15 protein-coding genes are annotated in these 26806 nt (G+C 43.1%); 4 read left to right on the forward strand and 11 right to left on the reverse strand.

Annotated features, from left to right (window positions below; genetic code table 11):
- The first annotated feature begins 74 nt into the window (after positions 1–74).
- Together glgP and NTX44_13535 are read left to right on the forward strand one after the other, a co-directional pair.
- The gene (gene glgP / locus NTX44_13530) at positions 75–2639 is read left to right on the forward strand and encodes an alpha-glucan family phosphorylase (protein ID MCX6122625.1); all 2565 of its coding nucleotides are present in this window, start codon (positions 75–77) and stop codon (positions 2637–2639) included.
- A 62-nt stretch (positions 2640–2701) separates the two neighbouring features.
- Complete coding sequence (locus NTX44_13535; GenBank protein ID MCX6122626.1) at positions 2702–5353, forward strand: PA14 domain-containing protein; 2652 nt, start codon at positions 2702–2704, stop codon at positions 5351–5353.
- Positions 5354–5383: 30 nt separating this feature from the next.
- Here the strand turns inward: NTX44_13535 and NTX44_13540 are convergent, their stop codons facing one another.
- From NTX44_13540 to NTX44_13560, 5 genes are all read right to left on the reverse strand, one after another.
- On the reverse strand, positions 5384–6145 hold the full coding sequence (locus tag NTX44_13540) for an MBL fold metallo-hydrolase (GenBank protein ID MCX6122627.1): 762 nt from the start codon (positions 6143–6145) through the stop codon (positions 5384–5386).
- 315 nt (positions 6146–6460) lie between these two features.
- Positions 6461–7645 carry a RidA family protein gene (locus NTX44_13545; GenBank protein MCX6122628.1) on the reverse strand — a complete coding sequence of 395 codons (1185 nt, stop codon included), beginning with the start codon at positions 7643–7645 and terminating at the stop codon, positions 6461–6463.
- A gap of 1 nt (position 7646) precedes the next feature.
- The gene (locus NTX44_13550; GenBank protein ID MCX6122629.1) at positions 7647–9263 is read right to left on the reverse strand and encodes a hypothetical protein; all 1617 of its coding nucleotides are present in this window, start codon (positions 9261–9263) and stop codon (positions 7647–7649) included.
- Complete coding sequence (locus tag NTX44_13555; GenBank protein MCX6122630.1) at positions 9250–11097, reverse strand: DUF6057 family protein; 1848 nt, start codon at positions 11095–11097, stop codon at positions 9250–9252. The genes NTX44_13550 and NTX44_13555 overlap by 14 nt, the downstream gene beginning before the upstream one ends.
- A gap of 295 nt (positions 11098–11392) precedes the next feature.
- A complete protein-coding gene (locus tag NTX44_13560; protein ID MCX6122631.1) occupies positions 11393–11743 on the reverse strand; it encodes a T9SS type A sorting domain-containing protein in 351 nt (116 codons plus the stop codon).
- Between the two features lie 285 nt (positions 11744–12028).
- On the opposite strand from NTX44_13560, the gene NTX44_13565 reads away from it, so the two are divergent.
- Complete coding sequence (locus NTX44_13565) at positions 12029–13108, forward strand: hypothetical protein (GenBank protein ID MCX6122632.1); 1080 nt, start codon at positions 12029–12031, stop codon at positions 13106–13108.
- A gap of 61 nt (positions 13109–13169) precedes the next feature.
- Here the strand turns inward: NTX44_13565 and NTX44_13570 are convergent, their stop codons facing one another.
- The 6 genes from NTX44_13570 to NTX44_13595 all read right to left on the reverse strand — a co-directional run bounded on the left by NTX44_13570 (position 13170) and on the right by NTX44_13595 (position 25472).
- Complete coding sequence (locus NTX44_13570; GenBank protein ID MCX6122633.1) at positions 13170–13721, reverse strand: DUF192 domain-containing protein; 552 nt, start codon at positions 13719–13721, stop codon at positions 13170–13172.
- Positions 13722–13752: 31 nt separating this feature from the next.
- Entirely contained in the window at positions 13753–15450 is a 1698-nt protein-coding gene (locus NTX44_13575) for a peptidase (protein ID MCX6122634.1), read from the reverse strand.
- A gap of 275 nt (positions 15451–15725) precedes the next feature.
- On the reverse strand, positions 15726–18563 hold the full coding sequence (locus NTX44_13580; protein MCX6122635.1) for a T9SS type A sorting domain-containing protein: 2838 nt from the start codon (positions 18561–18563) through the stop codon (positions 15726–15728).
- 578 nt (positions 18564–19141) lie between these two features.
- Positions 19142–20887, reverse strand: coding sequence for a DEAD/DEAH box helicase (locus NTX44_13585; GenBank protein MCX6122636.1), 1746 nt, complete (start codon positions 20885–20887; stop codon positions 19142–19144).
- A 429-nt stretch (positions 20888–21316) separates the two neighbouring features.
- On the reverse strand, positions 21317–21883 hold the full coding sequence (locus tag NTX44_13590; GenBank protein MCX6122637.1) for a hypothetical protein: 567 nt from the start codon (positions 21881–21883) through the stop codon (positions 21317–21319).
- Positions 21884–22346: 463 nt separating this feature from the next.
- On the reverse strand, positions 22347–25472 hold the full coding sequence (locus tag NTX44_13595) for an N-6 DNA methylase (GenBank protein MCX6122638.1): 3126 nt from the start codon (positions 25470–25472) through the stop codon (positions 22347–22349).
- A 141-nt stretch (positions 25473–25613) separates the two neighbouring features.
- On the opposite strand from NTX44_13595, the gene NTX44_13600 reads away from it, so the two are divergent.
- On the forward strand, positions 25614–26783 hold the full coding sequence (locus tag NTX44_13600) for an NAD(P)/FAD-dependent oxidoreductase (GenBank protein MCX6122639.1): 1170 nt from the start codon (positions 25614–25616) through the stop codon (positions 26781–26783).
- Positions 26784–26806 lie beyond the last annotated feature (23 nt).

The following is a 26806-nucleotide window of genomic DNA, read 5'->3' on the forward strand; positions in this document are numbered from 1 at the left end:
TTTTATTTCTCTTATTTATACATCTGCTGAACGCTGACCGATATTATTCAGCACATAGAAAGTGAGTTATTTTTATGACTCGACCCATCCTTTCTTACACCGTTGCCCCATCAATTCCAAAAGAACTTCAATGCCTTCAATCCATCGCATATAATCTGCTTTGGGTGTGGGATCACGAACTGATGGAACTCTTTATGCGGATTGATCTGGATTTATGGGAACAAACAAATCACAATCCAGTACAGATGCTGGGAATGATTAAACAGGAACGTCTCATCACACTAACACGGGACGATGCGTTTCTCGCCCAAGCGGAACGTGCATGCAGGCGTTTTGCTGAATATCAGGAAAACGGATCGAGTTGGTTTCTCAAAACTCATCCGGCAGAAAAAGATAGCTGCTTTGCGTATTTCTCCGCGGAGTTTGGATTAACCGAGTGTTTGCAAAATTATTCCGGCGGATTGGGAGTTCTTTCCGGCGACCACTTAAAAGCTGCCAGCGATTTGGGACTGCCACTTGTCGGTGTCGGATTATTATATCAGCAAGGATATTTTCGTCAATACCTGAACGCTGATGGATGGCAGCAAGAACGAAATCCGGAAAATGATTTTTACGCGCTTCCACTGAAACAAGCGCTTGACTCTGATGGAAAGCCAAAGACTGTTTCTGTGGATTTACCTGGTCGGCAAGTATTTGCCCAAATTTGGTTAGTCCAGGTTGGACGTGTGAAGCTTTATCTTCTCGATACAAACATTCCTCAAAATTCTCCGGAAGACCAGAATATTACCGATCAGTTGTATGGCGGCGATCGGGAACTGCGCATCAAACAAGAAATTCTCCTTGGCATCGGCGGCTGCCGTGCATTGACAGCAGTCGGTTTAAAACCATCGGTCTTTCATTTAAACGAGGGGCATTCATCATTCCTTACACTGGAACATTGCCGCAATTTGATGCAGGAGTATAAAATAAGTTTTGCTGAAGCACGTGAAGGAACAATCGCAAGTACAGTTTTTACGACGCACACACCTGTGCCTGCCGGCAACGATTATTTTGATCCAAAGCTGATGGAACAATATTTCAACCAGTACTATCGGGACTTGGGATTAACACAAGCAGAATTTCTCGGACTCGGACGTGAGAATCCAAACAACGCCGCCGAAAGTTTTTGCATGACCATTCTTGCACTTAAAATGTCCGGACATAGCAATGGCGTAAGCAAACTGCACGGCAAAGTATCGCGAGAAATGTGGAAAAATGTCTGGCCCGGTATCCCCGTACAGGACATCCCAATTATCTCAATCACCAATGGCGTACACGCACCATCGTGGATCAGCCGCGATATGGTTGGGTTGTTCGATCGCTATCTTGGTCCCGGTTGGCGCGAAGATGCTGCACAACAATATGGACTGTGGGGACGTGTGCATCATATTCCTGATGAAGAACTATGGCGCACACACGAACGCCGGCGCGAACGGCTAGTTGCTTTTGCACGCAACCGTCTGCGATCACAGCTTGAAGCCCGCGGTGCAACTCCTTCCGAAATATCGCAATCCGACGAGATTCTCAATCCGGAAGCGCTCACCATCGGTTTCTCGCGGCGTTTTGCAACATACAAGCGCTCGACTCTTCTTCTCCGAAATCCCGAGCGTCTCATCAATATCTTGAACAATAAAGAACGGCCTGTGCAAATCATCTTCGCTGGTAAAGCACATCCGAATGACAATCCAGGCAAGGAACTTATTCGCCAAATAATTCACTTCGAGCGCCGTCCTGAAGCGCGCAGGCGAATGGTCTTTATCGAAGATTATGATATGGTTGTTGCACGCTACCTCGTACAGGGTGTTGATGTGTGGCTCAATACACCGCTCCGTCCTATGGAAGCCAGCGGAACAAGCGGTATGAAAGCGACGCTCAACGGAGCAATAAACGTGAGCATTCTCGATGGCTGGTGGGCTGAGGCATGCTGCGCGAACACCGGCTGGGCGATCGGCCGCGGAGAAGAATATCGCGATGAAGAATACCAGAACGAAGTGGAATCGAATGCACTTTTCGATCTTCTTGAAAAAGAAATCATTCCATTGTTCTATTCCCGAACAGCAGATAACCTGCCCCGCCCGTGGATTAGCAAGATGAAAAGCGCTATGCGCGTCATTGGACCGGAGTACAACACCAACCGGATGGTGCGCCAGTATACAGAGGAAATGTACCTGCCGGCTCTTCAGCGTGCCGAAGCTCTTTCTCAAAATAAACTAGAACGGGCGAAGCAACTCGCTGCTTGGAAACAAAATCTCCGTAATAATTGGAACACACTCAAAATTCTCGATATCAAGATAGATAAACACGACGGCTTCAAAGTCGGCGATGAATGTATTGTTCACACCTGGCTGGATTTGGGTAAACTCAATCCGGAAGATGTATCGGTAGAAATGTTTTTTGGACCGCTCGACGCAAAAGGCGACATCGATGCAGCAAAAACATTGCCAATGCAGTTCCATAAAAAAATAAATGATGATACGTTTGAGTTTATCGGGAACATCAAACTTGAATCCAGCGGACGAATGGGGCATACTGTTCGCGTGCTGCCAAAACACCCGGACATTGACAGCCCATTCCGCGAAGGATTAATTTTGTGGGCGTGAAGAGGAATAAAAGTAAAAAATTCAAATGAGTTTCGAGATTCGATAGAGAAAGAAAATTTCTCATGAATTCATTAAAAAATTTATTCCTCTGCATTTCCTGCCTTATTGGAATTATTCTCATACAACCAGCAAAGGCCCAATCCAGCGAAGCGATCGTGGGCAACATTCGAATTCAAGCCCTATCTGAAAATCTTATGAGGATTGAACAAAAAGGACCGAAGGGCTTTGAAGACCGAAACACTTTTACTGTGGTCGATCGGAACTGGACCGGAGAATCGATAAAGACTCAAGAGCTGGGAAGTCAAGCAATTCTCACAACTTCAAAATGCCAGATCGAGCTGCCCAAGAATTGCCATTCACTCGAAGGAATCTTCATTCAGTTGAAGAACGGTAAAAATCAATATCGATTTAAAGGAATGCCACCCGCGGGATTTTTTCCGGATCCTGTCAGTAATGATCAGATATGGATTCTCTCCGACAATCCACGATTGGTACCGCCTGAATGGGGCGCGACGACGCCGCCTGAAAAATTCAAGGATCATCCCGCTTCCGGCTGGGATACAACAAATAATGCAGATGATGTCTATATATTCATTATTGAATCAGGGCATTATAATGACTTTAGAAAAGATTTCCTGAAACTCACCGGACCGACTCCTTTGCCTCCGCTTTTTGCTTTTGGTTTATGGGACAGCCGTTACCATCCTTACACCGAAGAGACGGCGCTTCAAACCATCGACATATATCGAAAAAAACAGATACCGTTAGATATGTTCGTTGTGGATACCGACTGGCGGCTTGGAGCTTCCCACGGTTATACGACGAATGATTCATTGTTCCCCGATATGAAAAGATTTATTAGCAGAGCACATGGAAAACATGTGCGTCTCATGTACAATGACCACCCTGAAGCACAAACCAAGACAGCATTGGATCCTGCAGAAATTCAATATCGATGGAACGGATTGACGAGCCTTTTCGATAAGGGTATTGATATCTGGTGGTACGACCGCAACTGGTACACCGGACTCCAAGAACCTATGCCGGGTATTAGTAAAGAGGTCTGGGGTATGCGTTTGTACCATGACATAACAGAAAAATTTCATCCTGAGAGACGACCTCTCATAATGTCAAATGTTGATGGCATCGATAACGGTGTATGGAACACTCCTTCACATCCGGCCTCCCACAGATTTCCAATTTGGTGGACCGGTGATCAAAAATCACGATGGGAGTATCTGGAAACCGGTATCGCCAATGGTGTCAACAGCGGTATTTATAGAATGCTGCCTTATGTAAATGAAGACCTTGGAGGGCATACGGGCGGCAATCCGGAACCGGATCAATACGTACGGTGGGTGCAATACGGAGTTTTTTCACCCATTACACGGCTGCACTGTACACGTGGATTAACACGCTACCCCTGGGAATATGGAGAACAAGCCGAACGAATTACGACCGATTACATCCGGCTGCGGTATCGGCTTCTGCCGACACTCTATGCAGCAGCTCGCCGAGCGTATGATGATGGAACACCCATTATGCGCCGCTGTGATCTTGAATGGCCCAATGAACCTGATGCCAAACGGGATCTGCAGTTTCTCTTCGGAGAAGATTTACTTATCGCACCCTTCGCTCTCAGCAAAACAAAAGACGTTGCAGTGCCGATTCGTAACTTACAAACTCCCGACGGAAAGCCGGGACTTCGTGGTGAATACTTTGATAACCAAGACGTAAAAGGTGATCCGGTATTTGTCCGTATGGATTCCACTTTAAATTTTATCTGGAGAACAGTGAGTCCAGATCCGAGAATCCCTGCCGATCACTTCTCTATTCGCTGGACTGGAAAAATTTTTCCATTGAAAGATAATGGAGTATTCAGGATTAAGGTTGTCTCGGATGATGGAGTTCGAGTTTGGATTGACGACAGCTTGATTGTCGATGCCTGGCACGATCAGGCTGCTACTGACTATCCCATTGCAGTGAATTTGGAACCAGGTCATTCCTATTCAATACGAATTGAATATTTTGAAAATGCAGGCGGTGCACAATTTCAACTTATACGAACTATCGATACCGAGCAGGTTTTTAGAGCATGGATTCCACCCGGAAGTTGGCAGGATATTTGGACGGGAAAAGAACTGAAAGGTCCAAAAATGATCATTTTGCAACCGGAGTTATGGAAGTGCCCTGTCTATGTCCGTACCGGCGGTATTGTTTTTTCTTTGCCGCAAATGCAATACACCACGGAACAGGCGTGGAATAAAATAATAGTCGATGCTTTTGTCTCTTCAGAAAACACTATCAGTACATCACGCATCCTCTACGAAGACGATGGTTTATCGCCTGATTATCAGAAAGATGCTTTCTGTAAAACGCCGGTCACTCTGGCAAAGAACAAGGACGAGATACAGTTTGTCATCGACAGGAAACAAGGAAACTATAACGGCGCAATTTCTTTACGAGATTGGGTCATCAGGTTGAATTTGCCGGAGAACAGCAACCCAAAAAACATTAAGGTCAATGAAAAAAAACTGGAACTCAATTCCTCGGATGAAGCAGTTCTGATCACACAGTCTGAACTTCAAGAAGAAACCATGCCCTTCAAGGGTGCCGGCAGCAAACCTCGACCGATGGCGGGCCCTATTCTCGAATTGACCATCCATCAACAAGATGTTTTGAAACCTATTCAGATTTCGTTCAAATTAAAATAGATGAGAAGCGAACACTGCAGTATTTGATGATCACAGGTCCACTCGTCCACCGTTTTCAAGAACACGTATCTTGCTGGCCACGCCATATCGCTTTGCTTGTTCAAGAAGGAGAACAGGCGGTTCATTGAGCGGTTCATCGCTTATTTTGAATGTACCCCAATGAATGGGGATAAGAACCTCAGCTTTAAGATCAAGAAACGCCTTGACCGCTGTTTGCGGATTGAGGTGGATTTCACGAAACCATTCATACGGTTTATAGGCGCCAATAGGAAGAAGAGCGGCTTTGATGCAAAAGCGTAAAGAGATTTCTTTGAAATGTTCGCCATACCCTGTATCGCCCGCGAAATATGTCACGCTATCATTTTTCTCGATAACATAACCGCAGCATAGTTGTTTGATCCGCTGAAGAGGCATACGGTTGCTTTTATGTTTTGCCGGAACACAGGTTATTCGTATTTGATTGTAGTCAATCGTCTGCCACAAGTTCATTTCTACAACTGTTGTAAAGCCGGCATTGCAGGCATACTTGGCATCACCGAAAGGGACAAGAACCGTCGATTGGTTTCGCCGATATAACCTGCGGAGTGTTCTCATGCTCAGATGATCATAATCGTTGTGTGAGATCAGTATATAATCGATACGCGGGAGGTCGTCAAATGGTATGCCCGGTTTCTGTAAGCGGGGCGCAATCCATCCGACAGATCTGGTGTAGATTGGATCAGTGATGATATGCACATCATCGATCCGGATAAGTACCGTTGCATGGTTTATTAGAGTGATGCTCGTGCTCATATTCGACTCAAATGTTTCTCTGACAACTTAGCAAAACGGGCAGGCAGAATCAATCTTTTGGCAGCTATACCGTCTTGAACAGAGGTGATTCATTGAAATCGGAAATTTCATCGCTCAGTGTCGAGAGGATATACCAAAACATTTTCAAAATATTGAATGAGACGAATTCAAAAAAAGTTGTACCACAAAGCGGGACGACATTTTCATGCCTCCGGCCGCCAAGCCATGTGCATGGAATAATAATTTTGAATGAATCCATCGGGGATGAATATATTCAACCCCTACAATAGATGCTTCCGAATATGATTACGCCGTTTATTTTTCAATAATAAAGGCGGCGTCGATTTCAAATAATAATTCATCTCTGCAAACATCTGCTACGACATGTACGGAAGGAGCGCTTGAAATACCGGTTTCCTCAGCTATTTTTTGATAAATAGAAAAATCCTGCTTGCGTTTTAAAAACACGGTCGCCTCACAGAGATCCTGCAGTGTTGCTCCTTCAGGAGCGATTAAAGCAGAAACCACTTTCAACGTTTGTTTCATTTGGGCAGCAGGATCTCCGATAAAAACGCTTCTTCCCTCTTCATCGATTGAAGCTGTGCCGGAAACAAGTATCAATTTACTTTGGGCTTCTTCAATGACAACAGCGCGTGAAAACGCAGATCCATATCGATACGGGGATCTCTGTTTTGTGCCATAGATAGGACGTACCTTGATCGTACTCTTTGGAGAACTGTGGACGGCAAGTACATCCATCACAGCCGCACGTCCCGATGGATTTCTTCCCTCGATCCCCGTGCTCGCGGGAAGATAGATCTCTTCTGCCTGTACTTGTTCGGTCTTACCGATAAAACCGTACTCAGAATAACAATGATTTCGTACAACATTGAAATCATCGTACCAATCAAGAATATCCGATATGTAAATCCATGTTCTCACTACATCTTGGTATGCAGATCCTTGAGCACGAAGAAGTCTTTCTGCTTGATGAAACATTGCTTCTGATTGAACTTTCTTATTTGAATGTCCGACTCCGTTGGTATTACCGCCGTCAATACTCTGGAGCATATAAAATGTTGAGCCATTGATATTCCATGTTCGTCCTTTCGGAATACCATCATCGCTAATGGTCCGGATATCTGTACCCGAGGCAGGGTTTAAAGCTCTTATTTGGAAACCGGCTATTGTATTCTCAAAGCATGATTCCCCTTCAATAAAAGTGACAGGAGTATTACTTTGTATGTGATGCTTCTCCAATGCGCGAACTCGAGCTTGTTGGATTTGTCGCTGCAGTTCCACGCTGGCGAAGCATCGTTCATGAATAATCTGGCTCGAAGAAGCTGTCAATATCTCGGCTATTCTGCTGTAGATTTCCTCTATTGTTTTTTCCGGATTTGCATCTTTTTCTGTGATAGAGATACTAAGAAACAACTGATTATGCAATGATGTACTATAAAGTTTATATGTGGGATGTAACTCGAAAGAACGTTGAATCATCTCATTTGCTCGCTTTGCGGTTTGTCGTATTCTTTTTGCCCGATAGATCATCGGGGGCAACAGATTTTAACTTGTTCTCATTACTATTTAAAAGCACATTCGGATCTAATTTCGCTGTCAGAGCATCCTTTTCTGAAAAAGCCGCCTTTGCAAGAATTTGTGGACTAACACGAATTGGTTCCTTAGTGAATTCCGGAACGTTATAAAGTTCTAAACAGGTTTCGTAAAACAAAGGATTCTCCTGTGGGAGAACAAACGGCTTGGATACATTTCCCATTGAATCAATGTGACTGAAATATGGCATGGTGATTAAATTATCGTATCGTTTGCTCGAGAATACAAACCATCGACTGTTACTTGACCATGAATGAAACGAATCAGCCTTATCGCTGTTTATATCTAACTTCTTCCATGTACCACTTGCTACATCCAACAAATATAAATCGGCGCTCGGAAGATAGATCGGGAACTGACTATATTGAGCTGCCGTGAAGAGAACAAAGCGGCCGTCTGGTGATACCCTTGGTTCAGTGATGCTTAATCCAATATCATTGGAAGAAATTACGGTTTCGAGTTTTCCCCAGCCGCGACTTACGGGATCGTATGCAATCCGCATTAAATCGTATTTGATTTTATTGTATACGAAATCATCGGGTTGATGAAGGTTTTCAAATGTTTCTAATTTCGGAGCGCTGCAGAAATACAGGAATTTACCATCAGGGGACCACGCAGGCCAATTTTCCATGCGTTCAGGGCTGGAAATCTCCGGTGTCGTTGTAATGGTGTTTGTTGGAATATCGTACAGAACAATGTCCGAATATGTGTCAAGCACATCGCGGCATTCACCTATCTGATGGAAGAACAATTGCAATTTGCTGACTGAAAACGCAATTAATTTACCGGACGGATGCCACGCTGGATAAGCGGTTGCTCCGTTGAACTTGGTTTTCGTATCGATTCTTTGGACTTTGCCGTCCACGATCAATAGCATTGAAGTACTAGGTGCTCCTCGTAAATGGAGAAGCCATCGATCGGTTCCGTTCTGCCAGAAATTGTGACAGTTCATACAATTGTTCGACGTCATCTGGTTGAGAAGAATCGGTTTTTCGTCAAAGGTTTCGAGGCTGCGCTGAAAAATACCCATTTTTCTATAATGGTTATACAGGGGACCGAATCTTCGGTACGTAAGATAGCCATCCATAGATTCCTGTGCGATCCGGTTCACTACGGAATCGAAACGAATCCATTGATTAGCCTGATTCTTAATAAAGATATCTAAGATGAGTTGTTGTCCAAGGTTTTCTGCAAGCAAGTTATTCCATGACTCCTTGGGGATATGGATGTTCCCAGAATTGTTTTGAATTCGAATCGATTCCCCATGATGGGAATGTATCCGGACGAAATACTCTTGGCCAGATTCTTTAATAGAAAAATTAAGAGGTGTGATGTTAGGGGGAATTTCTATGCCGGAATAATCAGGCTCAATGACCGCGCGTCGGCCTATGGATTGAACGTCTGTTCTTCCCTCAGGTGTTGTTGAGCAACCAACACACAGAAAGAGAATCCCAATAAATGTTATCCAGCGGACAGTCGTTTTGATATTACTATTGATATTCATTTTGATTTTCCGATTGCCTTGAAGAAGGTTTGACAAACATCAAATAATACCAATAGGTATCGCCAAATTGTATTTTCAGATATTGCTGTGCGCTGTTTTTGTTTCCTCCATATTTGCGAAAAATTTGTTCGTATTCAACAAATCGATTGAAGTTGAGCGGATGAACTATTTTTTTCAACTGACTCAGATCGAATTTTGGAGTTAATGCTGCGTTAACCATCAGCGCTTCTTGAACATGGCGAGGGATTTTGAAAGATGTCATTGCAGCTATATAAGGAATAAGATTCCAAATTTCCTTTACATTGCCATTCAATAAATAACATGCGATTAAATATTCAAATGCCATTTTATTTTTAGGATTCTGCTTTAGCAATAACTCGAGTTCAGGTAAAGTCGGTCCCGCGACCGAGATTAAATCCTCGACGAGCATGCATGACCGGATGTATTTGTACTCGCTGTTGAGATCAAGTTCTAATGGATTTTCATTGAGCCGTATGAGGTCCTCTGCGATTTTTTCCTTGAAAGGAACTTTCTTTAGATTCAGGAAAAACCGGTTAGCTGCCTTATGATCACCCTTCACCATATAAACCATCCCAAGCCGTTTTAAAAGATCAGGAGTGTGCCCCTTATGCTCAAGAGCTTCGGATGCCCAATGTTGGGATTCATTCACCAACCCTAGTTTCCAGCTCACATTGCTCGCTTCTTCCGACCATGCGAGACACCATGTTTGATTCATCAAAAGACCGGCCATTCCTTTAGATTGAGGAAAGGCAAACATACTATCAAGAAGCTTGTCTGTTTGAAAGAGAGCAAGGTTGGTTTGACATAAAAGGAGAGGAGTCTCGATCGTACTATGACGAGTCAACTCGAGCACGTCCGTCCAATGTTCCTCACTTACAGCCCGGTTGACTTGGATAACAAGCTTTTTTATGTCATTGGTAGAATCCTTCGCCAACAGAATTGTTCCACTTAACAAGAAGATTGTTCCAGCCGCCAATTTCCAACCATAGGCAATTCTGGTCAATTTTGAGAATTGTTTCCGAATTCCGGGTAACGTTACAATAAATGTGATCAAAAGTGTTAGTAGAAAAAAAGCAGGGATACTGTATGCGATGATCCAGAAATCGATCGAATTCTCAAAAGTCAAGTTATGCAAATATGCCTGTTTCAGATTGATGAGAAAAACAGACCTCGATGCCGCGAAGGGCAGAAGGGCAGAGATCAACAAAAATAAAAAGCCGTTGACAAAATTTCTTTTAAAAAGAAGATTCTCCAATCCATAGAGAACTGCAAACAAGAGAAAAGCACCACCAGTGAACCAATATAATAAAACGATAATAACCAAGCCCAATCCTAAACGAATCACCTGCTGTTTTGGTGACCAACGAATGTATAAAACCAGAATGAATAAATTAATAATTATTGCTAATGTAACACTCAGATCAAAATCGTAATTGCTGTAAAGAACGATTAAAAGACAAGCCGGAATCAGATGGAATGTATGAAGTGTATGATTTTCTGTCAGGGTTTCTATCCATTTTCTGGTTAAGAACCCAACGATCCAAAAACAAACAGCTAAAAATAAGGAACTTAAAAAATCGGAAAACCAGAATTGCATTAGAAATGCCGAGAGCCAATTGACTAACCCACCTGGGGTTTTAAAAAAATCATATAGAAAATCAGATCCGCTTAAGAAGACAGGTGCGTGTACTTCGAGAATGAAAATGGGATGAATTCGAAGTAAAAGGTAAAAGAAACATGCCAGAAGAAAAATGCCTTCTTGAACCCAGACACTTATTTGCGCAAGTCGATATTTTTCACTTAACAGGTTCATTCTTTTTAACCGTATTATGGATAAATGCATCATTGAAAATATACAAAATTGTCTCTAACTCCAAATGGAACATGGTCGGACTTACACGTTTCTCGAAATATGGAAGGGTTTGAGGAATATATTTCAACCGTAATGCAGAACGCACTTCATAGAGAGTTTGCAGGATGAATGAATACAAAAAATTGTTTCGTTTGAAGAATGGATAGCAATTGAGGGAGTTACTAAATCACGAGAATGCCCTCCGCTTGTTAGTAAAATTCGGTGGATTAATATATACCTTACCACATCAGATCGTTCATGATCTCCTGGAAATGACCAGTAATTTCTCACTACAAACAGTACGCCCCATATTCATCTGGATAAAATACAGACTTGGCGGCAGCCGCTGTAAGTGGAGCGTGTATGCAAATTGATTATTTACTTTTGATGCTGATGTTCGAAAAATCTCTTGACCAAGAAGATTGAAGAGCTGGATCGAAACCTCGCCGCGATAAATATTTTCTACTTCTACCCGAGAAGAGGATGAAGGTGGGTTAAGAGAGAGTTTCAGAACGTTGGCAGATATCGGTTGCTTGTTTTCAATGCTGGTTGCGTTCCCAGCAACCAATCTCACATGGCCAAAATAATCAGCGTTTTGCCAATGCAAGTTTCCTGGTGATGGTTCCCAAACAGAACCGAACAGGTTGGCAATAAGTCATTGCCTCATATTAAATGCTCCCGGAGCGAAGAAGTTGCCATAAAATTCTACGCACATAACTATCAGACTCTCCTCCTGACCAACAGCGACCAAACCGGATATGACCGACCGCCGATTTCTGATGACCAAATTCTCAGTACTTCTGCAGACTGGTGGAGGTTGAAGAAATTTCTTCGTATTATTTTTATATTCGTGATAATGATTTTATGATTCAGTTCGAAGGGTACAATGCACATGAAACTTTCTCTTCAAAATAGAATTTTCATCATCGTTGGGATTTTTACAGTTCTTGCGCTTCTCGCTGTGTGGACAGTCCTGCGCTCAAAGTACGAAGCATCGGTAATCACCGAGCGCATGAATACAATCCGGCATGTGCAATCCTATGCCATTGAAGATCTGGATCACATCATCGCAAGTTGGTCGGATGTTACACGCTTCATCGCCTTGCAGGTCATGGAACGCCCTAAAGAAGGGGAAATCGTTCTCCGTTCTATGGTCACGCTGCATCCGGAAATTATCCAAATAAAAATTCGATCACTGAAGCTCTCTGATGAACTGACGAGTCAGAACACAGCGTATCCACCGCCGAATCCGCAGGTCAAAGACAGCAATTGGGTTCACTCGAAGATGGATTCCGCGCTTCAAATAGCTTGGCTGAACGACACATCAGCGCACCAGCAATTTTTCGTAACCCAGACACGATTTCAGCTGGGAAATATTCCATTCATTTTAACTGTTGTGTGGGATGCAAAAAAGTTGAATACTATATTTGCCGAATTACCGCTCGGTGAAGGATATTCCGCAAGCATTCAAAGTGCATCATCGATACTGCTGCAAAATACATCCTCTTTCAAAACGAGTGAAGTACATGGTATGCCGGAAAGTGCGATATCGCTGCAAAGCGTACGACAGAATGAATCTCACTGGCAAGTGTTAACAAGTGCATTTCAAACTGTTCAGCTGTGGATGATCATTGCAGTTCCAGAAAAAAAGATACTCAAACCAGTGGAAGACTTATTGCTTTACTCCACTATTTCCATAACCGGTCTAGCGTTTATCATGTGTCTTGTTGGCTGGATACTTTGCCTCCAAATTAAACGTCCGATTGCTCGTCTTATCAAGGATGTGCAGCAGATCAACAATTTGGATTTCACGCAGACAATTCAGATTCCTGCAATGAAAGATTTACATGGTTTGGGTGAAGCGATTGAGTCGATGCGTCAGAAGCTGGAACAGCGCTATCAATCAAATAATGAATCACGTTTTGTGGACACCAACAAAGAACAAGACGGGAGTCCTGAAGGTACCGCGTAAAGTAACTTTCCGGATGAATTTATCTCTCCGATCGCTGTAAGCGGTCGGAGAGATTCATAAATCAATTCCTCTTCCAACTAATTCTATCGCCTTCCTTAATATCATACTTGTCGGTAAAACCAGCATTCACCTCAAGCACCAAGAGTGTCATCGCAGTGGCAGCGTACGATTGCTCGGAGAATGGCGTCGTATTCTTACAAATTGTAACAATCTCTCCACGCTTGTTGATGAAAATCATATCCAGTGGAAGAATGCAATTTTTCATCCAGAATGATGCCATTTGTTCCTCCTCGAACACGAAGAGCATTCCCTGACGTTCATCCATCACCGGACGTCCCATCATTCCTATCTCTCGTTTGTTATCGTCATCGGCAATTTCAATATCGATGGATACAATTGGCTTGTCATGACGATTCGTGATGGTACACTCGCCCTGCTTATTGAACATTGGGGCGATGGGTGATGTCGACTTATCGGTTCCTGTCTTTTTTGGCATAAAGATCATAATGAGTGCAATGGCAATGACTGCCCCAATAATTCCTATCAGCATTCGACGCCTTGATTTCGATGGAGTGTCATTGGGTTGATCTATGGAAATACTTTTCTTTGACATATTTTTCCATTCTGAGTGAAACAGTTTAAACTTATCGAATGCTTCCTGCTGCTTTCGGCACAAGCGTAAAGTGAGGTTCAATATCTATCGGAATAGATCCGAGTTTGTCGAGTCCCTTTTGCATCGCAGGACGGATAACGGCATATTTCTCAATCAACGCTTTTGCTTTTGTATACGATCCTTCTGCTTCAATCGTGAGTATTTCACCCGTTAATTTTTTCACGGCATTTTTTATTTTGAGATTGTCTATGCTGAATATTCCTGCCGCTTCATCAATCTTGATGGCACCTGCATCTGTCAGAAAGTTGAATTGGATTGCTACGCCCTTCCCATGCGCTTCGTTCACGCCGAACCGCACTGAACGAAACATACTGGCAAGAAATGTCGTGTACATTTCTTCTTCCATTTTCTTATCAAGAAGTCCTTTGTCGATAAGAAACTGAAGTGCGAAGAGTCCTGTTATATCAGCTTTTGCTTCCTCGATTGCAGAATACAACTCTTTCAATTCCTGCCGGACATTCGTTTCTTTTCCGTTCACCATAATATTATGCGGGCCGAGACCGTGCATCAGCTCGTGCGCAAGTATATGCGTGAAGAAAGCATCGAATGACAAATATTTCTGCTGTAACCGAGCAAGCACCATTTTAGAAATCGGCGTAAGCACCTTGTCGAATTTCGCCTCCTGCATATTTTTCAGCATCACGCGCTTTGAACCTTTTTCGCGGATCACCCGTTCGTCATTCGGTAAATTATACGCTGCTGTCTGCACTCCGCGATTGCCTTCGCCCGCCGTATAAATCACATCTACCACGCGAATGGGTGACAGAGCTGCAAGTTTTGGATTGCGATACTTCGCGTCAAACGGAAGATTGTTCTCAATATCCTGCAAATAGCTGCTGAACTTTGCCAGCTTCGCCGATTCGGCTTCATCGCGCAACGTGACAAACACTTCGAATGCTGCCTTATAATTGAACAACTCGTCCATATACGTTTCATACGGACCGATGGTGAGTTCAATCGGCGCATCAAGTTCCATCCATGCAACGTCACTTGCATAATAATCGTTACTGGCAAACGCATCTGCACGCGAAGTAAGATATTTCTTCAGGGTTACGTTTTCAGTCGATTGAGCGGCTTCCTTGAGAAGTTTTGCCGCAGGTTCCAGCCATTCACGGTACTCTTTACTGTATGGAATTGTCTGCATTCTTCCATCTTCCGCGCGCCGGACAACATAGAAAAAACCCGTTGCCTTCTCACGTTCACTTTCATGTAATCCTTCAATCCATTTGGAAAATTCCTGCTTCGTCATATCTTCCGGATAGTAATTCGCTCCGGCGGGTTTTTCTTTTGGCGCCCCATCTATAAATGGTGCATTATTATCCAACAGCGACCATGGACCCATATTTATTCGATAGTAATGGAGCAGTTCTTGTCCAGCTGTTGTGGAATCCTTTTCCAACTTCATCAGCATTTTTGCATTACCGCTCCAAACTTGATGAAAGAATATCGGATCCATTAATTGAGCCGCTTCAATGATTTTATTTAACGCTTTAACATCGCCGGGAGAAAGTTTTGTGATGTCAGCAGAAATTTCTGTTGGAGCAAAGCGGGCGATTTTCTGTTCGAGTGTCATTGCTGTTTTTATCTTGATCAATTCTTGTGCTTCACTCGCAACAAACGAAACTGCAAGCAAGATATTGAGTGTGATAAAGAAGATTGGATTTATCATAACTTTTCTTCATAGAGTTATTAATTCATAGTTTCTTATATTTATAACAATTTCAGAAATGGAGGCGGCAAAAGCAAGAAGGAAAATACGATTGAACAAAAAAGCTGGGAGAGAACGTTGAACTCTTTCCCAGCTTCTTGATATTTTAGAAATATCTTCTTTACGCTTTATCGCGGATGAATAATCGCTTCAGCTTCTTCTTAATGCCGCCGAGACCTTCTTCCAAAGATGCCAACAGAGTGCGAGTCAATTCAGTTTACTGTTACACTGCAAATCTATTTCAACAGCAACATCTTGCGTGTCTGCTGAAAATTACCAGCAATCAAGCGGTAGAAATATATTCCACTTGGAAGATCGCTCGCATGAAACGTAACCGTATAAGCTCCTGCCGGCCGCTGCTCGTTCACGAGCACGGCGACTTGCTGACCGAGCGAATTAAAGACGCGAAGGCTCACAAATTCTCCAAATGGGATTTCGTACGCGATCTGCGTCGTCGGATTGAACGGATTGGGATACGATTGCATAAGCTTAAATCTTTGCGGTACGTCTTCAGCTTTCTTTACGTTTGTAGGCTTACTTGGCTTACACTTTCCGGCACTGTCGGCGGCAAATATTGAGACAATTTCCTGCGAAGAGAGCGCACGGTTGAACAATTCAATCTCATCCAGAATTCCATTGAATTCGAATTGATCCGTGTACGATTGCCTGCCTATTGTTAACGGGCTCGTAGTAGTGAGTGAGCCTGAGCGTACTGTTGGATCTCCGAACTGTGTAGCCACACCGTCTTTATAAAACACAATCCCGTTGTTATTACTTCTCGAAACAGTTACGGCGACATGATGCCAGTTTCCGTCAGCAACAAAAACAAATGGGCTCCAGTTCGTAAAATAGGTCGGAGGCACACCATCAGCTAATTGCACAGTGAGGTAGCCGTAGTTGAGATAGAAGGAATATCCTTGATAAATGTACCCGTTTAGAGTTTGTTTATCAACAATGATCTTGAGATTTGTACTGTCGGATGTCTTAATCCACGCGTCGATGGAGAAATCACCAGTGCCGAAGTTGAGTTCAGAATGATCGGGCACTGCCACGTAATCATTTATTCCATCAAATTGTAATCCACCAGAAACTTTTGCTGGCACTGGTACAGGGCCGTTGATGTGCGTGCCGCTATTATTGAATCCTGCAAGATCAATCGATGTCGAGCCGGACGTTTCATCGAAGGGCCACCATGCAACCATTCCCGGCGGTGGTTCTACACAGCCAAGTGTGGGAACTAATTTGTTTCCGAAATTGAGGCTGTCGATATTTTGTCCACCCGTAAGCGTTACTGTGTAAGTGCCCGGTGTTGGTGGAGCCGTTTGCTGCCATCCGCTTTGGTTTGTCTCTGAGACAGTGTACGTCCCCCCGCCTTGCAAGTTATTGAAACAATAATTGCCATTTGCGTCTGTCGTGTCGGTTAAAGTCACATGTCCCGCCGCATTGTTGTACGACAAATTAATTATCCAACCCGGAAGTCCCGCCTCACCCGTGTCTCTTACACCATTGCCATTCAGATCATTAAATTTCATACCGCACATGGAACCGGTTTTTATAATTTCAGGTGCCGTAGTACCGCAAATAACAACATTATTGTGAATAGCAAAAGTAGGAGCCATAGCTATACCATGCAGAACCGGGTACATATAGATTCTTAAAGAAAAAGTCTGACCGCTCGCTACCGGCACATTTAAGCCCGAAACATTTAATGTAGACATAGTCAAGTTTAAGTAAACTAACGGAGTTGAATTCAATAAAATCTTGGTGAGCCAGCCGTTCGTTGAGTAATAAGCTTGAAAATTTAAAATGTTAAAGTTGGCAATGTTAGGATCATCACCATAATTAAATGAAACGTTAGTAACCGTAAAAGTATTTCCGCTATTAGGACTCGCATTAAACTGAATATAACGCAAAGGATCGAACGTAGGAGTAAGCGGAGGATCCGGAACCCAAGTTCCGCCCGTATTACCAACCCAAAGTTCTTGACCGTTGCTACTGTAGCCATAAATTGACATTAAATTTGCAGGGAACCCTGTGCTTAAAGTTGGCGAGCCTACACCCATAGACTCAGGCAGCCCCGTAATATTACCTACAACAGAAGTTACAGAAGTTGAATTCAATAGATCCCATGTGATGCATGACTCCGCAGGATTAAGTTTATTCCCGAAGTTGAGGCTGTCGATGTTCTGTCCATCCGCAAGTGTTACCGTGTAGGTGCCCGGAGTTGATGGGGTTGTTTGCTGCCATCCGCTTTGGTTTGTCTCTGAGACAGTGTACGTCCCTCCGCCCTGCAAACTGTTGAAACAATAATTGCCGTTTGCATCTGTCGTATCGACCAATGTCACATGTCCGGCCGCATTGCTGTACGACAAATTGATTAACCAACCCGGAAGGCCTGTCTCACCCGCGTCTTTCACACCGTTGCCATTGAGGTCGTTGAATTTCATACCGCAAAGAGAGCCGAGTGCAAGAGTGGTTGTACCATTAATAACAACATTATTGTGAATAGCAAAAGTAGGAGTGCCCGCATTACTATTTTGAACTGCGAAAGGATAGATCCTTAGAGAAAAAGTTGAACCGGCAGCTACTTGCACATTTACGTTTTGAGTAAATGTTGACATCGTTGTGTTGAGATATGCTAAACCAGCAGTCAGCAGCGTTCTGTTGTTCCAATTATCAGTTGAATAATAGACATTAGAATTCAAAATGTTAAAATTATACCCGGTTTGATTATCACCGTAGTTAAAAGAAACATTAGTGACAGTAAAACTATATCCACTTGCGGGTAAAGCATTAAACTGGATATAACGGCTAAGTTCTTCGGCACCTGCTATCCAGCCTGCGGTACCTTCCCACAGTCTTTGACCGTTGATATTATAGTCGAAAACACTCATTCCAAATTGGCCGGAACCCGGACTAATAGATTCAGCCGATCCCGTTACATTACCAAGATTAGAAGGAAATAATTGATTTGTATTATCAAGCGGCCAAGTAATAGAAGCTGGCTGAGCGAATGTGTTTGAGCTAAATAAAAAAATGGAGAGAATTGCAAACATTAAATAAAGCTTTTTCACATCAACCTCGTTAGTTTAATAAATCTGAGAAATAGGTTCATCAGCTCTATTTAATTGTCAATGGACTGACACTATACTAACAAGGATCTCCTGGTTTAAGTTGCGTCCATATCGAATAATCATGGATTGACACCACAATACCTAACAAACATAGGGTAGGAATGAAAATTAATTAGTATTTGAAGTTACGCAGAATGCAATAAAATATTGCCACGACCTTCAGGTCGTGGTTTTATTATCTCCCAAAAAATCTGGGCTTTAGCCAAAGCGATTCAAAATGTGGCTAAAGCCGATGCTGCTTTTTTATTATTTGTCCACGACGTAAACGTCGTGGCTATAAATCAAATTACTTTGCGTAACATCAGTTAGTATGTATTTTGGCCCCAAAGACAAGCAAACCAGTTCGTATGCTCAATAGAGACAAACAGTTTTGATCAACTATGAATGCCAAAGTAAGGAAGCGACACGGAAAGATGAAGGAAATCATGAAACGCTTTCTGGTAGTTTTGATAAAGGACTCTAAACCAAAAAAGATTAAGAGTCCAATATCCAAGCGTTAGTTCATAATTACTTGTTCCTTATGCTTTATCGCGGATGAATAACCGCTTCAGCTTCTTCTTAATGCCGCCGCGACCTTCCTCCATCGATGCCATCAGAGTACGCCAGTCACCTTCCGGTGCCGCATGCGTAGATGTTGAAGAAGATGTTTTTTTCACGAATCTTGGTTTCTCATCTGAAATTGCTTGTCGGCTTCTGTTATCATTCCGGTGATCACTCTGTTTAAATTCACTGTGTGGTTTGCCGGAATACTCTGAACGCCTTTGCTCACCGTGCGGTCGCGCCGTTGTCTCCGAGTGCCGCTGCTCACTATGTGGTCGTCCAGTGGATTCTGATCGCCGCTGATCAGTATGCGGTCGTTTTGTGAAATCTGATCGTCGTTGTTCACTACGTGGCCGTTCTGTAGACTCTGTCCGCCGCTCTTCACGATGTGGCCGTTCTGTGGACTCAGTGCGTCGCTGTTCACTATATGGCCGTCGTGAGGACTCTGTGCCGCGGTGCTCGCCGTGTGGCTTTCCGGAAGATTCTGAGTGGCGGCGTTCTCGATGATCATCTCTTCTGCCATGACCGCCATCGCGTCGTTCTCGCGGAAACTTTTCTTCGCTGTGTTTCCCCACAACGGGCGGCCTTTTTGCATAATCGAATCCGGGATACCGCTTCAACTCAAAATGTTTATCGGTAAAACGTTCGATGCTCTTCAGATATTTTTGTTCTTGAGTAGAGACAAATGTAATGGCATCGCCGGTTGCAGACGCTCTCCCTGTGCGGCCTATTCGGTGAATATAATCTTCTGCAAATGTTGGAGTATCGAAATTCACCACGTGTGAAATTCCTTCAACATCGATGCCGCGAGCTGCAATGTCGGTTGCAACCATCACTTTATATTGCCCCTGTTTGAATCCTGCCAGTGCCCGCTGTCGTTGCGCTTGCGTCCGGTTAGAATGAATGGCAACCGCTTTAATACCGCTCCGTTCAAGTTTAGTGCAAATTTTATCCGCACCATGTTTCGTGCGGGAGAAAACCAAAATGCTGTCCATTTCCTCTGTCTTGAGAATGTGGAAAAGCAAATCCATTTTTGAATCCTGCGGCGACGAATAAAAATGCTGCTTCACGGTTTCGACCGGGCGCCGTTGTTCTCCAATCTCGATCAATTCAGGTTTGTTTTGAATGGAAGCGACAAGCCCTCTCACTTCCTTCGACATCGTTGCGGAGAACAGCAGCGTCTGCCGCTTCGCAGGAATTTTTGCAATAATCTTGCGGACATCATCGATGAATCCCATATCGAACATGCGATCTGCCTCGTCGAGTACGAGAATTTCAACATGTGATAAATCAACCGTGCGCCGACTGATATGATCAAGCAGACGCCCCGGTGTGGCAAATACAATATCCACGCCGCGTCGAAGACGCCTGATCTGGTTTTCCATATTGACACCGCCAAAAATAGCGATACTCTGCAAACCGGCAAAGCGGCCGTAGCCTGCAGTAAATTCTTCTCCTTGCTGGGCAAGTTCACGGGTCGGTGTGAGAACGAGACCGCGGGTGAAATGTCCCTTCATTTGCGGTCTTTCTTTTATAAAATGATTCAACATCGGCAGAGCGAAAGCTGCAGTTTTGCCGGTGCCTGTTTGTGCGCAGCCGATAATATCGCGGCCTGCTACTGCTAATGGTATAGCACGTTCTTGTATTGCTGTAGGCGCAGTATAACCTGTAGCGAGAATGCCTTGCACTAATTCATCGGCAAGGCCAAGTTTTGAAAATGGCATAAATATATCCTTACAATAAAAATGAGGAAACACGCTGAACAGTATTGAAAACTTGCAGAAGATAAACTCCGCCGGTGGCGGATACGCTATTACAGAGTGCGTACAAGTGCGCTTTTGAGGCGACTTAGAAAGAAGAACACATCATTGGTTGGTTCTTCCGTGCTGTACCTTAGTGCCGGTTCTTTTTAACTCAGAACCATCACTTCGCCGCATTGATAGAATTGCTTCTTCGTTATGGGCGCTTGCTAAATTATCATCAGAGAGCGAGTCTCAAATGCCCGCTTCCGATGCCTATTTGCACGGATGCGGTTAGCCGCGATCTGCGGCTGAAATAAGATACGAAATTTTATTGCGAGTTCCTAAAAAATAATCTAATTAAAAAATATTTCTTGAAATCGTACATATGGATGTTAAAACTGTAGGAAAATATTATTTATCTCCATCTGGATTTTCTTTCTCCAAAAACCATTTTATTGGATTGTTGATAATATAATCGCGAATGTTTTGCAGCTCTTTTTCACCTCGAATAATGTGATCATAATAACGGGATTGCCATTCGAAATTATCGAAATCATTATCATGACACCATTTTGAAACGGCAGATTTGTACGAACGAATGATCGTACCCAATGAGCCTCGTTTCGGTGATTTCCATACCATTTTCCCCGTAGAGACGTTCAATTGAACGTCTCTGCCTTTAAATTTGGAATCAACGGTCGTATCATTTTCGTTTATAATTATGATCCCATGGACATGGTTTGGCATGATAACAAATTCATCCAAATCGATATTGTGAAAATGTTTTGGAATTTCCTCCCAACAATTTTTTGCGATCTTGCCAACAGGCGATAATCTCATTTCTTCTTCTATCACCGTACCGAATAGGCATTCATGATTATTCGTGTTTACTGTTACAAAATATTCCCCTGGCTGAGAATAATCATATCCCTTCAACCGCGTCGATTCAATCCGAAATGTGTTTTTAAATAATGTCATTCAATTCTTTGTAGACGTAGCATGCTACGTCTCTACATGCATGTTTCTACTATGATGATTCAATAATATTATTTACGATAGCAATATTTTCATAATCTTTAAAGACGCAATATATTACGTCTCTACCGGGTTTAATCGTTTTAAGAATGAAATTTTTACGCCTCTACAGCGATATATTTTTATTAATAATACATTTTACCATTGTTACGCCTCTACCACGGTTAATCGGTATAATTTGAGCTCCTGGCGTGTGGATCGGTAAATTGCCTGCCTCACATCCCTAAAATCTTCTTCACAACCCGAACAGACCGCCTCTCTACAATCTTTATCTCTCCCTCTTTTTTTCTTTGTCATGCCCCATGCAAACAAGGTTTTTGCTTTTGTAGAGACGTAACATTGTTACGTCTCTACCATGTAATCAATCAGTACAATTGGAGGTGTAGAGACGTATAATTATACGTCTCTACGATGTTTTGCCTTCCACAATCTTTATCTCTTCTTCTGTCAATCCGTACAACTCATAAACAATGTCATCAATCTTTTTATCTGTAGCGGCGATTTGGCGCTCGATGGGTTCCTTCTCGCTGTCAAAATGAGCTTTTTGCAATTGCTTGTTGAACTCCAACATTTTTTCCACGAGCGACACGAGATCGTCGTGCATTTTCTTTTCGACAGATTGCGCAAAATCAATTGTGTGAATGGGAAGACTTGCAAGCTCCTCATTTTGGACGTGCAACGTAGGAAAAGTACTTTCATAGTAGTATTTCATCATTTTAGAATTAATCAAGCCAAGTATATATTGGAGACTAATTTCTACAGAAGACTTTTTCGTTACTAAAAGTACGTCCTTAACATAGTAGCTTTCTACATCCAACGTAGCACCTAATCGGCTAGACGTGTCTTTCACTAAAATCTTAGGCTGTTCGAATCGTGTAGGCTCTCCTGGTCTTGCCGTGTTCCTATGTTCTCTCATCTTTTCTGGCACATACCAAACATATTCACCACAAAACTGAAAACCATATCGACTTACATTGTCGCCTCTTAAAAGAGGTTTATGTTTTGATGACGCCTTTTTTGTCCCAATAAACATTTCATCATCAGCTGTCTTTAGCCCGAATCTGATGTCGACTAAATTCCCCAATGGAGTAGAAGCAACAGAAATACGATTCTTAAATCTTTGAACTTGGGGACTAAGAGATGTATCAAAAACATTTTTATAGGTATTTTCGAAGAGTTCTTGTTCAATTCCTCTTTCTCTCTCAAAAACTTTTTTATCTTCATCAAATCGAATAATTAATATTTCATTAGAAGATCTCTCTTGTTTTAATTTGTTCTTCTCAAGCAAGACTATACCAGTTTTCACAGTTGCATCTTCAAAAACTTTATCAGGCAACTCGGTAAGTTCTGACACGATACAACTATTTAAGAGATGATTTCTTAATACTTCAAAACTATCAAGCCTCATCCAACCATCTGAAATGATATATCCTAACATCCCTCTGTTTTTTAGGATGTATATTGCTTTTTGAAGAAAGCAACAGTATAAATCTGATTTCTTTACAAAAGTCTTGTAATGTAACCAATAGTATTCCTTTGCATATTCTTCTATGTTATGTGGTCTTACATACGGCGGATTCCCAATCACGACATCGAAGCCGTGTGATCCTTCCGAAGGTTTCTTTGTTTCGCTTGGTGAACCTTCAGAAGGTTTCCCGCCGCCGCCAAGAATTTCCGGAAATTCCATTTCCCAATCAAACGGATTTACTTTACGTCGAGCTTCATCGTCGAACATTTCTCCCTGCGAAGTAAAATCTGTCCCAATCAGCGAGTTGCCGCATTTGATATTCTTTGCAAGCGAAGGCAGATATACTTCCTTCAGCGCAAGTGTCATTTGTGGATTGAGCGTTTCGGCATTTTCTCCTTCTAACACTTTTAAATACAGCGACATCTGCGTTACTTCCACCGCCTGTCGGTCGATATCAACGCCATAAATATTGTTCACTAAAATATCCCGCTTCTTACGCGGCGAAAGATGGTAATTGCCGTCTGTGTCTTTATATGCATCCGGCACATTGTTTTCCGTTTTAATATCTTCAGGATGCGCGGTGTACCATTCTATGGAATAATCGATCAGTTTCTGAAATGCGCCAAGCAGGAACGAACCGCTTCCGCAAGCAATGTCGATGATCTTTAATTTTGAAACTTGTTTTGGCGAGAGCTTGAGCCTTTTGTTACCTTCCGAAGGTTCCTGAGAATGAGCAGAGATACCTTCGGAAGGTTTCTCTGGTTCCTCATATAACATTTTCCCTATTGTATTCTCCACGATGTACTTAACAATATACTGCGGCGTGTAATAGACTCCGCCTGCCTTTCGAACTTCCGGCTTCTCTTTTATGACGACATTCTTCGGTGCGAGATGAATTGTCTTGCCGAGGAATTTTTCATAAATACTTCCAAGTATCTCGACGCCGATCTCATTGAAGTGATACGGCGAAAACGGATAATTCAGATTCTCCAGAATTTTTATCAATACCTCGTCGCCAACCTCCATCTCTTCGCATGGATGCTGGCTGAAGAGTAAACCGTTATACAACGACCGCCGCTGTTTGAACAAATCATTCAACAACGAATACAACGATAACCCGCGGCGTTCTTTCCACATTCGCAAGATGGCAAGCAAAGTATTCTCAACTTCGATTTCTCTGTCTTCACATACACGGATGAACACGATACGGTCGAGGATGCGCTGTACGGCTTCATTGAGTGTGTAATCGTTCAGGAGCCGGCGGTTCTTCGGATGCTTTGCAATATCCCGTGCCAACTCTTCGCGCCACTTGGATAGGTCTTCCAAAAATTCACGGTCGAGCGCAAAATCACCTGTGCGCTTGAGCATCATTTTCTTTGTCAGCGCTTCAAGCGAACCTCCCGCTACAGCTTCGCGCGAGAACGTATCGTAAAGAAGATCGAATCGATCCAGGTACTGTTTATATGTTAAATCAAAATCGTGTATAACGCCTAATTTCGGTTTTTCAAATAAAGGGCGCTGGGTGCAATCGAATGTGCGGAACTCATCAAAGTCTGTAAGAATGGCAAGCGGCACGCGCCCGGAAAATCCGTACCGTTTTACTTGAAAGATCGCTCCCTGACTTTTCACAAGATCGACGGAGGGTTTCTTTGCTTCAACAAAGAATTTTGTTTGCCCGCCAATGCGAAATCTGTAATCAGGTTTTTTAACTGCTTCTTTGGAACTCGCTTTATATTCGTCCTCTGCAATGTAATCCAGAATGGAAGTGTACTCTTTATATTCCTTGCCGAGGGTTTCTTTTTTCGGAAAGAGCGGTTCCTGTTCCCTCACTTCTTTGCCAACATTCGTCTTCACCCGCGATTCAGGCATCACCTCTTGACGAAACAGCGGCAGCATTAAGCGATTATGCACATCCCAGCCAAGCGCCTCAAAGAAAGGATCAATCAACTGCCCGCGTGCTTGAGTTTCGTTGAATGTAGAAGATTTGAATTGGTAAATATTGGATTCGAAGAATTGAACTAATTTTTCTATCTGTTGCCGCGCAGCAATTCTGTCTATCGCCATGGATTTCTTGATTCTATTCGTTTCTTGATACTATCATACGATGAGACTTCCGTACCTCCACCGTTAATCTACCAAACCCTTGGCTTGTTTGCAACCCGTGATTTGCTGGATAAAAGAATTTCATCGATATTGGAAGTACTTATGAATACAGATGTTATCATCATTGGAGCAGGCGCAGCAGGACTCATGTGCGCTATCGAAGCCGGCAAGCGAGGACGCTCCGTCCTTGTTGTAGATCATAATAAGAAGATCGGCGAGAAAATCCGAATCTCCGGCGGCGGCAAATGCAACTTCACAAACAGAAATGTGAATCCGTCGAATTTCATCTCACAGAATCCACACTTCTGTAAATCTGCATTAGCACGATATACACCGACAGATTTTATTTCGCTGATTGAAAAACATTGCATTCACTATCACGAGAGGAAACACGGCCAACTCTTCTGCGATGGAAGTGCGGAACAAATCATCCACATGCTCGTAAAAGAATGCCAGAGCGTCGGAGTTACTGTTCAGACCGACTCGAAGGTTAAAAGAATCACACAGCTGGAAGATGGCTTCGAATTGATCACTGATCACTCCACATTGATCACTGCTCATCTTGTCATCGCTACCGGCGGACTTTCGATTCCAAAGATGGGCGCAACAAATTACGGCCTCAAAATTGCTGAACAATTCGGCATCAATATCATTCCACCAAAGCCGGGGCTCGTGCCATTAAAATTCGATTCAAAAGATTTCAATTCATTTCAAGAACTGAGCGGTGTTTCGCTTGATGCTGAAGTGAGTTACAAGGGAATTTCATTCCGGGAAAACATTTTGCTTACACATCGCGGTTTAAGCGGTCCTGCTATTTTACAGATTTCATCTTACTGGAATCCCGGAGATTCTCTATCAGTCAACCTTCTTCCAGACATTGACGCTCTCGACTTGTTGAAAACACATCATCATAGCAAAAAACAGCCCGCAACGATCCTGGAACAATTTCTCCCTGCGAGCTTTACGAAAGCGTGGTTTGCACAAAGAGGAGAATCGAAACCGATGAATCGATATTCGACAGATGACTTGAAATCGATTGCCGCATCGCTTACGAACTGGCTTCTTGTTCCGACCGGAACAGAAGGCTATGCAAAAGCTGAAGTGACTATCGGCGGCGTCGACACGAATGAACTCTCTTCAAAAACCATGGAATCAAAAAGAATCCCCGGTCTTTTTTTTATTGGCGAAGTGGTTGATGTGAGCGGTTGGCTTGGAGGGTACAATTTTCAGTGGGCCTGGTCATCCGGATGGGCGGCGGGACAGGTGGTGTGAAAAGGAGAAAGCAGTTTTCAGTT

It is taken from the genome of Ignavibacteriales bacterium (genome assembly GCA_026390575.1).
In the GTDB taxonomy this organism is placed as follows: Bacteria; Bacteroidota; Ignavibacteria; order UBA10030; family UBA10030; genus Fen-1298.